The sequence below is a fragment of the Phenylobacterium sp. genome, assembly GCF_004799395.1.
Lineage (GTDB): Bacteria > Pseudomonadota > Alphaproteobacteria > Caulobacterales > Caulobacteraceae > Phenylobacterium.
Window position 1 is genome coordinate 18,700 of the sequence record NZ_SSMZ01000341.1, and the last position, 10,825, is coordinate 29,524.

The window sequence follows — 10,825 nt, forward strand, 5'->3', positions numbered from 1 at the left end:
TCGAGCAAAACTGGTGATGGACATATAGACGCCTGCGGCGATTTCGCAAGTCACGGATTGCTACACGGTCGCCGGCGCCTTCCCCATCACCGCATCGATCACCGCCGCCAGGGCCTCTGCGGGGTATGGCTTGGTGAGCAGGGGCCAGGGCGCTTGGGCCGCGGCGCCCAGAGTCTCGCCGGTGTAGCCCGAGGTCAGGATCACCGGCAGGCCGGGCCGCAGCGCGACGGCGGCGTGCGCCAGTTCCACCCCGTTCATGCCGCCCGGCATGATCAGATCGGTGAGCATCAGGTCGATTCGGTCCTTGCGTCCCAGGATCTCGATGGCGGGCGCCGCAGCCTCGGCGCGAAGCACCTCGTGGCCGAGGTCGGCGAGCATCGCCTCGACCATCTCGCCGACGCTGGCGTCATCCTCGACCAGCAGCACGCGCCGGGGGGGACCATGCGCCATTGCCTGGGCCTCGGGTGGGGCGGCCGGTCGGCCAGCGACTGCCTCGGCCAGTGGGAGATAGATTCGCAGCGTCGCGCCCTTGCCTGGAGCGCTCTCAACGAGCGCCGCCCCACCGCTCTGGCGCGCGAAGCCATAGACCTGGCTGAGGCCAAGACCCGTGCCGCGGCCCGGCTCCTTCGTGGTGAAGAAAGGCTCGAACACGCGGCTGGCGGTGTCATCATCCATGCCCGCGCCGGTGTCGTGCACCGAGACGCAGAGGTAGTCGCCGGCCGGCGCGTCCTCAGCCTCGCCCGCCTTCAGGACGCAAGGATGCGTCTCCACGCGGATGGACCCGCCGGGCGGTGTTGCATCGCGGGCGTTGACCACCAGGTTCATCACCGCCGCCTCGAACTGGCTGGGATCGATGTTGCAGACCGCGCCGCCGCCGACCGGTTCGATGGCTAGCGTCACCGCTTCGCCCACCGCGCGCCGCAGGAGCGGCTCGCTTTCGGCCAACAGCTCGTCGATAAGCACCAGTTCGGGCTTCAAGGCTTGGCGGCGCGAGAAGGCCAGCAGTTGCTGGGTCAGGCGCTCGCCGCGCTTGGCCGCGCCGAGCGCCGCCTCGATCATCCGTTCGCGCCTCGCTGCGTCGCCGGGATGTCGCAGCATCAGGTCCAGAGCCCCGATGATGACCGTCAGCAGGTTGTTGAAGTCGTGCGCCACCCCGCCGGTCAGCTGGCCCACCGCCTCCAGCTTCTGGGCGCGCCGCAGGGCCGCCTCGGCGAGGTCGCGCTCAGCGAGCGCGGCCTGCACCCGCTCGGCCAGGAGGTCGTTGATGCGGGTGAGATCGGCCTGGGCGCGCTTGGCGTCGGAGACGTCGTAACCCACGCCAATGTATCCCGCGAGCTCACCGTTCGGCGCGTAGCGGCGCTGGGAGATCGAGCGGATCCACGGGTGTTCGCCAGTGCTGCTGCGATAGCGGGCTTCCCAGATGAAGTCGCCGCCGTCGGCGAGGCTCTTGGCTTCCTCGGCGGCGATGCGGTGCAGGTCGTCGGGATGGATCATGCCGCGCCAGTCGAATTTGATCGCCTCGTCGTAGTCCAGTCCCAGGAAGTCCAGGTAGGCGCGGTTCACGAACTCGCGGCTGCCGTCGAGCTTGGAGACCCACATCAGGACCGGCGCGCTGTCGGCCAGCGTCCGGAAGCGCGCCTCCGTGGCGATCAGGTCGGCCTGCACCTTGGCCTCGGCGGCCTTGGATTCCTCCAGGCGCAGCAGGGTCTCGCGCAGGACCTGGGCCACCAGCACCGTCGCCGCGCCCGAAAGGCCGAACTGCAGGATGACGGCGTCGCGCGAGAGGGTCGAGGTGACCGAATTGGTCTGCAGATAGCCCGCCACCATGATGAAGACGAGCGAGCCCCAGCCCCAGCGCGGCCCGGCGTAGAGGGTCGCCAGGATGAACGCCGGAAAATAGGTCGCCGAAATGCTGGTGGCGTTGGCGAAGCCCAGCAGCAGAGCCCGGATCAAGACGGCGCCGGCGAAGGCCGCCAAGGTGACCAGCACTGCCTGCCAGAGCGGTGGCGAGCGCTGGGGCACGAAACGCAGCGGCCACTCGGATGGCTTCATTCGGTGGCCTCTCCGGCACGCGATCTGCAGGCTTGGCCTGCGACGGCAGAATGGGAGCCCTGGCGGCGAGGCGCAACCGGCGATATGACGCTGGGCCGCTTAGGGGAACTGTCCCGTTCCGGCGCCGCTTGTTCATGTTGTGGCCGGGTTGCGGCCTAACCCGGGACGAAAAGTCGGGTCAGGTTCGAAGGGCTGAAACAGGGAAGACTTAAAGATCCTCAAGGCTTTCGACAGATGGCGCCGCGCCGGCTTGGCGACGGCCTTGGCCGGCCTGGTGCTCTGCGCCTGCCAGCCGGCGGCCGAGCGCGCCTCGTCGCGGGCCCAGGCGCCCGACGCCCATGCCCTGGCGGCCCAGGGCCTGTCGGACCCGGCCCTGATCGCCGCCACGGCGCGTCTCGAGCCCGGCATTCGCGACATCGCCCGGCGCCACGACCCGGCGCTGCGCCGCCCCGACCTCTGGGGACGGCCGCTCGGCTGGACCAACCTGGACCTGCGCACAGTGCCCGACCTCGGTTTCTCGACCCAGGAAGGGGAGGGCGCGGTGGCGATCAACAACCTGCGCCCCTTCGCCGGTCTGCCGATCCGCCCGATGCGGCCGTTTGTGCTGCAGGCCGACGCCGACGACAGTGCGCGGGCCCTGCATTGCATGACCCAGGCGATCTACTACGAGGCCGCGCGCGAGCCTGTGCGCGGCCAGCAGGCCGTGGCCCAGGTCGTGCTGAACCGTGTGCGTCACCCGGCCTATCCGCACTCCGTCTGCGGGGTGGTCTATGAGGGGTCGGCCCGGCCGACCGGCTGCCAGTTCACCTTCACCTGCGACGGGGCTCTGCGCTGGACCCCGCAGCCGGCGCTGTGGAAACAGGCGCAGGAGGTAGCCAGGAAGGCGCTCGCTGGCTTCGTCGACAAGGATGTGGGCTCGGCGACGCACTATCACGCCGCCTATGTGGTGCCTTACTGGGCGCCGACCCTGGTCAAGATGACCCAGGTGGGTCAGCACATCTTCTATCGCTGGACCGGCCCGTGGGGTGAACCGCCGGCTTTCAACAACCGCTACGAGGGCCGCGAGTCCGATCTGTCGCCGCAGCTGCTGGCCAGCCTCGATCCGCGCACTCAGGGCTATCTCGCCGGGCCCATCCAGGGCGTGTCCGCCGAGCGCAAGATCACCCTCGCCATCGCCGGCGAGGTGCGCACCTACAATGTGGTCGATCCCACGACAGCCAACGGCGAACGGACGCGGGTGATGAGCGTGCTCTACGCCCCGCGCCGCCAGCCGACTCCGGACGAGGTCAAGCGCATCAATGAGAGCCTGGCGGCGATGGAGAAGGGCCAGGACGCCTCGGCCGCTGCGGCCAAGCCGCCCGGAAGCGAGAACTAGACGGCGCTGAAGGCGTCCGGGTAGGCGACGTTCAGGCGTTCGGCGAAGGCGCCATCCTCCAGCGCCAGGGCCTGGAAGCCGGCCAGGCCACGATAGGGTGAGACCACCTCGCGCGCGTCGTGCGCGGAAAAACCGAAGCGGCCGTAATAGGCCGGGTCGCCCAGCACCAGCAGGCCATGGCAGCCGAACTCCTTGGCGCACTCGAGTCCGGTGCGGACCAGATGCGAGCCCAGGCCTTCGCCTTGGCGCTCCGGGCGCACCGCCAGGGGCGCCAGCGCGCCATAGAGCCCGGTGCGGTCGGCCCACAGACGGCTGAAAAAGATGTGGCCTTGGACGCTGCCGGCGTCCTCGGCGACCAACTCGAACATCGCGTCTCCGTCGGTCCTCAGCCGCGCCACCAGCTCTGCCTCGTCGGCGCGCCCGAAGGCGCCGGCGACGACCTCGGCGATGGCGGCATGGTCCGCCGGCGTGGCGTAGCGGACCCGGCTCACCAGACGCCGATCTTCTCCGCCTCGTGGTGGCTGATCGGATGGTGCGCCTTGCGGTGGTCTTCCTCGGCGAGGAAACGCACCGCCTCAAGCGCGGCCATGCAGCCCATGCCAGCCGCGGTGACCGCCTGGCGGTAGATGTCGTCGGTGACGTCGCCGGCGGCGTAGACGCCCTCGATTGCCGTCGCGGCGGACCCGGCCTTCACCTTAAGATAGCCCGCGGAATCCATCTCCAGCTGGCCCTTGAACAGCTCCGAAGCCGGCGCATGGCCGATGGCGACGAAGACGCCGTCGCAGGCCAGGTCCCGGGTCTCGCCGGTCTTGACGTTCTTCAACCGGACGCCGGTGACGCTGACCGGGTCCGTGGCGCCGGTCACCTCGTCGATCACGCTGTCCCAGACCACCTCGATCTTCGCATGGTGGAACAGCCGTTCCTGCAGGATCTTCTCGGCGCGGAACTCGTCCTTGCGGTGCACGACCGTGACCTTCGAGGCGAAATTGGTCAGGAACAGCGCCTCCTCCACGGCAGTGTTGCCGCCGCCGACGACGACGACCTCCTTGCCGCGGTAGAAGAAGCCGTCGCAGGTGGCGCAGGCCGAGACGCCGAAGCCCTGGAAGGTTTGCTCCGACGGCAGGCCCAGCCACTTGGCCTGGGCGCCAGTGGCGATGATCAGCGTCTCGGCCAGCCATTCCTGGCCGCTGTCGGTGGTCAGCCGGAACGGGCGCTTGGAAAGGTCCGCGGACAGCACGATGTCGCCCACGATCTCGGTCCCCACATGTTCGGCCTGGGCCTGCATCTGCTCCATCAGCCAGGGCCCCTGGATCACATCGGCGAAGCCCGGATAGTTCTCGACGTCGGTGGTGATGGTGAGCTGGCCGCCGGGCTGGATGCCCTGGATCAGCACGGGATTGAGCAGCGCGCGCGCGGCGTAGACAGCGGCGGTGTAGCCGGCCGGACCCGATCCGACGATCAGGCAGCGGACAGCCCTTGCGGAGTCGGGGCGGGGTTCGGAACGATCTTCGATCATGGCCCTTATGTAGGTGCGATTCTGGAGCGCCACATGCAAGACGAATTGAAGACCGCCGGCGTCATCGGCCTGGTCGGCGCCGCCGTGGGCGCAGGCGTGGCGCTGGGCCTTGGGCTGAGGCTGTTTTCCGCCGTGGCGATGGTGGGCCTTGGCACGGGCATCGCGCTCGGCCTGGTCGCTGGGACGCGGCCCAGGGTCGGCCACGAGGCGCCGCCGCCGTCGCTGCTCTGAAGGCCAGCTTAGTTAACGCGCGTTTCAGCCGGTCGGCTTAGATTGCCCGGCGATGAGCACTTCGCCCCACATCGAGATTGCCGGCCGCAAGATCGGAGCGGACCAGCCGCCTTACGTGATCTGTGAGCTGTCGGGCAACCACAACGGCAGCCTCCACCGCGCGCTCGCCATGATCGACGCGGCGGCCGCCACCGGCTGCGACGCGATCAAGATCCAGACCTACACCGCCGACACCATTACCCTCGACGTCGACCGGCCGGAGTTCCGGATCACCGGGGGCCTCTGGGACGGGCGAAGCCTGCACGAGCTCTACCAGGAGGCTCAGACGCCCTATGAATGGCACGCGGCGCTGTTCGCCCGCGCGGCGGAGCGGGGCGTCACCCTGTTCTCCAGCCCTTTCGATGAAACCGCCGTCGACCTTCTCGGGGGCCTGGGCGCACCCGCCTACAAGATCGCCTCCTTCGAGGCTGTCGATCTGCCGCTGATCCGCTACGCCGCGGCCAAGGGCAAGCCGCTGATCATCTCCACCGGCATGGCCAACCTGGCCGAGATCGAGGCCGCGCGGGCCGCGGCGCTGGACGGCGGCGCGGCAGGCGTCGTGCTGCTGCATTGCGTGTCCAGCTATCCGGCCGACCTCGCCGACGCCAACGTCCGCACAGTCGCCGACATGGCCACGCGGTTCGATAGCCCCGTCGGCCTTTCCGACCACACCCACGGCTCGGCGGCCTCGGTGGCGGCGATCGCCATGGGCGCCAGCGTCATCGAGAAGCACTTCACCCTGGCCCGCGCCGACGGCGGGCCCGATGCGGCCTTCAGCCTGGAGCCGGCGGAGTTCACCAGCCTGGTGCGCGACTGCAAGGACGCTTGGACCGCGCTCGGCCGCGCCCACTACGACCTCCTGGGCTCCGAGCGCGCCAACCGCCAGTTCCGCCGCTCGCTCTATATCACCGCCGACGTCAGGGCCGGCGAGCCGTTGACGCGGGCCAACGTCCGCTCCGTGCGACCCGGCAACGGCCTGCCGCCTGCGCACCTCGACGAGGTGCTGGGCCGTCCCGCCGCCCGCGACCTCGCCCGCGGCGAGCCGCTGGCCTGGGACATGCTGGCTTAGGGCGATGGAGGCCGCGGCCGAAATCGCCTCCAGGATCGCGGACGAGATCGCCGCCCTGCCGCGGCGGGACACCGCCTCTGAACGCACGGTCCGCAGGAGGTGGTCGAAAGCGCTACGGCCCGCCGCTGCGTCCGAGGTGCTCGCCGTCGCCGAGGCCTTCGAGGCGAGGGCGGACCAGATGGGCAAATGGATCGCCTATGAACTGATCCGCTTCCATCCCGCCGCCTTCGCCGCGGTCGGCGAGGCGCAGATCGAGGGGTTCGGCCGCCGCGCCCAGTCCTGGTACGCCGTCGACGCCCTGGGGACGATCCTCACCGGCCCGCTGTGGGCCAAGCGGCGTCTCGCCGATGCCCAGGTTGAGGCTTGGAGCTGGACGGACGACCGCTGGCTGCGCCGCTCGGCCCTGGTCGCCACCGTCGGCCTGAACGCCCTTTCCTCAGGCGGCCCGAGCGATGCGGCGCGCACCCTGCCGATCTGCCGCCGGCTCGCCGCCGACCGCGACGACATGGTGGTCAAGGCGCTGTCCTGGGCTCTGCGTGTGCTGGCGCAGCGCGACCGGCCGGCGGTCGAGGCCTTCCTGGCGGAGATGGACGCCGTCTTGCCGGCGCGGGCCAAGCGCGAGGTGCGACACAAGCTCGCCACCGGTCTCAAGACCCCGCGGAAGGGCTAAAAGTTAACCGCGGATTCAGGCAAATCGCGGCCTGATGGTCGAGATTCCGGGAGACCGTCCGATGAACGCCATGCCGAGACTTCGTGAGCTGGAGCCGTCGCTCAGCGAGACCGTCGTGCACGACTTCATCCGCGACGGCGCGCACCTGTTCGACCAGCCGCTCGACCCCGCCGCCTGCGCCGACCTGCTGACCGCAATCAAGGCCACCCGCGACTTCGGCTCGGCCCTGTTCCTCAGCGAAGGGGACTTCGACGCCGACCCGCAATATATCGGCGTCAATCCCAAGCCCGGCCGCAACCTGCTGGAGCGGTTCGAGGCCCAGCTCGGGTTTGTCGAACAGGCCCCGCAAATCGTAGAGGGGATCACCGCCCTGCTGGGTCCGGACTATGAGATCCTCAACAAGAAGGTGGTCTGCGGCGTGCCGGCGGCCTCGGTGCCTGAGTGGCTGCGCAAACGCATCCTCGGCAATCCGGTCAACAATCTCGGCGCCTATGTGCGGCCGCAATATCGCGATGTGACCTATTTCTACGGCATCGACTTCCACCAGGACCTGATCGACTACAAGGCCCGCGAAGCCGATTTCCTGACCTTGTACATCTACCTCCATCCGGTGACCCGCGCCGACGCGCCGCTCTACCTCCTGGAAGGAAGCCATCAGTTGGGCGGCTCGGTTTTCCCGCACAATCTGACCCGAATTGGCGACACCGACTGGCTCTACCGCAACGGTGAGCACGGCGAGGTGGTGGCGCGCCAGAAGGTCCTTACCGGCGACGCCGGCTTTGCGGCCATGTGGCACGCCTGCACCCTGCACGGCACCCAGCCGGACGCCGCCGACCACGAGCGCATCTCCCTGCGCTATCTGGTGGCCCGCCGACAGGACAGCCCCACCGGCCTCGACGCCGTCAACGCCCGACTGCGGGGTCCCTTGAGCCTCACCGCCACCCGCGCGGACCTGGCCGCCGATGGCTCGGCGTCGATCAAGGCCAATACGGTGCTGAAGGCCTAGACGGCGGTCGCCGTCTTCGAGGGCGCGTCTTCAACGGCCATTAATCATGATCGCCGACTGTCGGGGCTGGTCCCTCCGGAGTCGCCAGCCTCATGTCCGTCGCCCCGACCCTGGCGGTCCGCGACCCCATCTCCGCAGGGCGTGCGGCTCTGGCCGCCGGCGACGCGGCGGGGGCGGCGCAGAACTTTCACGGCCAGGCCGAGGCCGATCCAGCGGACTACGAAAGCCGCTACTGGCTTTACAGCGCCCTGCAGGCCGCCGGGGCCGGCGACGCCGCGAGCAAAACCCTGGAGCAGGCACGCACCCTGCATGCCGTGGCCGCCATCCGCGCCGCAGGGGCGGACATGGACCGCTTCCAGTCCGACCGGGCCTATTGCGCCGAGATCGGCCGCCAGCTCTACGCCGCCGAGCTCATGGGCCCAGCCAGCGTGGCCCTGGGCCGGGCGCTCGATTTCGAGGCCCTCGATCCGCAATTGATGCTCAGCTACGGCCTGTCGCTGCAGCACCAGGGTCGGTTGCATGAGGCGATGGCGGTCTTCAACGCCGCCGCCGAGATCTTCGCCAGCCCCACCATCCATGAATTCCTGCTGCACCCGGTGTTCATCGCCCTGTGTGGCCCCGGGCGCATGGCGCAGGAATCTCGCAAGTGGGGCGATCTCTACGCCGCGCCCCTGACGCCGCAGACGGTGACTTTCGCGAACTCGCGGAACACGGATCGCCCCTTGCGCGTCGGCTATATCGGTCCGACCTTCACGCGCAATCAGGTGGCCCAGTTTCTTCTGCCGGTCCTTGAGGCGCATGATCCCAAGGCGGTCGAGGTCCACCTTTACTGTACCGATCCTGACGCCGAAGGGCCGCTTCCCGCCACGTGCAGGCTGCGCAAGATCGGCGGCCTCGGAAACGAACAGGTCGCCGCGATGGTCCGCGACGACGAGATAGACGTCCTGATCGACATCTGGGGTCACACCGCCGGCAGCCGCCTGCCGACGTTCGCCCTTCGGCCGGCGCCTGTTCAGGTCGCCTGGATCAATTTCCTGCAGAGTACGGGCCTCACCTGCATGGACTATGTGATCCACTGTGATGGGATGGCCGTCCCAGGCACTGAGGCCTACTTCGCCGAGGAGGTCTGGAGCCTCGGGGAGCTGATGAGCCCGAGCCGTCCAGCGGCCGACCGCCCGGACCCGACACCGACGCCGGCCCTCAAGAACGGCTACGTCACCTATGGGTCCTTCAACAACCCGGCCAAGCTGGACGAGATGACGGTTGCGGCGTGGGCGCTGATCCTGCGCGCGCGACCCGCCGACAGGCTGGTCCTCAAATACAGCTACTTCGTCGACTCGGTGCTGCAGCGGGCGACCCAGGCGCGCTTCGCCGCGTATGGCGCGCAGCCGGAACAGTTGGAGTTCCGTGGCAAGAGCAAGGGTCTCGACTATCTGCTTGAGTTCCGGGACATCGATCTGGCCCTCGATCCTTCGCCAGCCGTCGGCGGGACCACGACCCATGACGCGCTCGGCAACGGCGTGCCGGTCCTGTCGAACACCGGCGACAACTACTATGCGCGCAGCGCCGCCTGCACGGTGGCGCCCCTGGGCATCCCCGAACTCGTGGCAGACGGTTGGGACGAGTATGTCGAAAGGGCGCTCGAACTGACGGCCGATTTCGAGGCGCTGGACCGACTGCGCTCGCGGATACGCCCGGCGTTCGAGGCCTCGTCCTATCGCGACGAAGCCGGCTTTACGCGCATCGTGGAGGACGCGTTCCGCCAGATGTTCGCCCGCTGGGCGGCTTCGGCTTAAGCGCCGGATCCAGGTCCAGCCGTCTTCCTGGAGGTGAAGAAGCCTTCCCGCGCCAGCAGCTTCACCCCGTTCCAGTACCCGCGCTCGATATGGCGGTGCTTGCCGCCACGTCCAAAGACCTCGTGAACCCGACGTAGGTTGTAGTGCGGTATGGCCGGGAAATAGTGGTGTTCCAGGTGGAAGTTCATGTCCGAGTAGAAGAACCCGATGATCGGGTCCAGGACCACTGTCCGGGTAGAGCTCTCATAGTCGCCCGCCGTCTTGTCGGCGGACAGGTTGAAGTGCTGCAGCGCCGCCAGGGTCCGGTTGGGGAAGGTCATGCAGAACGGGGCCAGGGAAATGGCCAGCGCGAGGAAGGGCGACCCGAGCCACAGACAGGTCGCCACCAGGAGCGCCTGGCCCGCCAGGACCCCGCGCGCGCCATTCCTCAGCTTAATGAACTCCTCGCTGCCGGGCGCAAACACCTTGGCGAGCGCGTCCGTGGGCGGCGCGCCGAACGCGTTGAGCGTCAGGATTCTGACCCGTCGCCAGAGGGCGCCGACATCCACTGTAAGCAGCGCCAGGGTGCCCAGGATTGTCAGCCGCCCCTGCGGGTTGGCCTCCAGGTCACCGTCCCCCAGGGTGCTGCGGTGGTGCGTCGGATGGGTGACCTCGAAGTAGCCGTAGTTGTTCCATGTCAGGATCGAGAAGAGCCGGAACAGGGCGAGGTTCAGCCACCGCGCGGAGAAGACCGAGCGGTGGAAGAGTTCGTGGCCAATGCCCGCCCAGCCCAGGAACGACCAGGTCATGAAGTGGGGGATAAGCAGCAGGCCGGCCGCGAGGACGTGGCCTTCCGAAAACAACAGATTGCTGCAGGCCAGGAGCGTGACGTGGAAGGCCGCCCTGACCAGCAGGAGCATGGCCGCGAGGCCGTCCCGCTTGGCCAGCAGCCTGTGGTAGGCCTCCCGATCGAGGAGCTTTCGCGCGCCGATCTCGCTGTCGATATCGGCCATAGCCTCTAGACGCCGATCTTCAGGAAATCGCGCCCGGCCTTTCCGACCAGCAGGATCGCCAGCATTGTATGCTGGATGC

10 protein-coding genes are annotated in these 10,825 nt (G+C 68.6%); 6 read left to right on the forward strand and 4 right to left on the reverse strand.

Translation table 11 applies throughout. The annotated features are described in order from the left end of the window. Positions 1–60 precede the first annotated feature (60 nt). A complete protein-coding gene (locus E8A12_RS22310) occupies positions 61–2,052 on the reverse strand; it encodes an ATP-binding protein (RefSeq protein WP_293373036.1) in 1,992 nt (663 codons plus the stop codon). A gap of 250 nt (positions 2,053–2,302) precedes the next feature. Here E8A12_RS22310 and E8A12_RS22315 point away from each other — a divergent pair, with 250 nt between their 5' ends. Beyond that, positions 2,303–3,427, forward strand: coding sequence for a cell wall hydrolase (locus tag E8A12_RS22315; RefSeq protein ID WP_293373038.1), 1,125 nt, complete (start codon positions 2,303–2,305; stop codon positions 3,425–3,427). Here the strand turns inward: E8A12_RS22315 and E8A12_RS22320 are convergent. Further along, a complete protein-coding gene (locus tag E8A12_RS22320; protein WP_293373040.1) occupies positions 3,424–3,918 on the reverse strand; it encodes an N-acetyltransferase in 495 nt (164 codons plus the stop codon). The genes E8A12_RS22315 and E8A12_RS22320 overlap by 4 nt on opposite strands. Continuing rightward, on the reverse strand, positions 3,915–4,943 hold the full coding sequence (gene trxB / locus E8A12_RS22325) for a thioredoxin-disulfide reductase (protein WP_293373042.1): 1,029 nt from the start codon (positions 4,941–4,943) through the stop codon (positions 3,915–3,917). The genes E8A12_RS22320 and trxB overlap by 4 nt, the downstream gene beginning before the upstream one ends. Before the next feature lie 33 nt (positions 4,944–4,976). On the opposite strand from trxB, the gene E8A12_RS22330 reads away from it, so the two are divergent. The 5 genes from E8A12_RS22330 to E8A12_RS22350 all read left to right on the forward strand — a co-directional run bounded on the left by E8A12_RS22330 (position 4,977) and on the right by E8A12_RS22350 (position 9,754). Beyond that, the gene (locus tag E8A12_RS22330; protein ID WP_293373044.1) at positions 4,977–5,174 is read left to right on the forward strand and encodes a hypothetical protein; all 198 of its coding nucleotides are present in this window, start codon (positions 4,977–4,979) and stop codon (positions 5,172–5,174) included. 52 nt (positions 5,175–5,226) lie between these two features. Then, complete coding sequence (gene pseI / locus E8A12_RS22335) at positions 5,227–6,282, forward strand: pseudaminic acid synthase (protein ID WP_293373046.1); 1,056 nt, start codon at positions 5,227–5,229, stop codon at positions 6,280–6,282. A 4-nt stretch (positions 6,283–6,286) separates the two neighbouring features. Further along, entirely contained in the window at positions 6,287–6,952 is a 666-nt protein-coding gene (locus tag E8A12_RS22340) for a DNA alkylation repair protein (RefSeq protein ID WP_293373048.1), read from the forward strand. A 61-nt stretch (positions 6,953–7,013) separates the two neighbouring features. Then, entirely contained in the window at positions 7,014–7,958 is a 945-nt protein-coding gene (locus E8A12_RS22345; RefSeq protein ID WP_293373050.1) for a hypothetical protein, read from the forward strand. Positions 7,959–8,050: 92 nt separating this feature from the next. After that, the gene (locus E8A12_RS22350) at positions 8,051–9,754 is read left to right on the forward strand and encodes a hypothetical protein (RefSeq protein ID WP_293373052.1); all 1,704 of its coding nucleotides are present in this window, start codon (positions 8,051–8,053) and stop codon (positions 9,752–9,754) included. Here the strand turns inward: E8A12_RS22350 and E8A12_RS22355 are convergent. Continuing rightward, entirely contained in the window at positions 9,751–10,746 is a 996-nt protein-coding gene (locus E8A12_RS22355) for a fatty acid desaturase (RefSeq protein ID WP_293373054.1), read from the reverse strand. The genes E8A12_RS22350 and E8A12_RS22355 overlap by 4 nt on opposite strands. Positions 10,747–10,825: the final 79 nt, after the last annotated feature.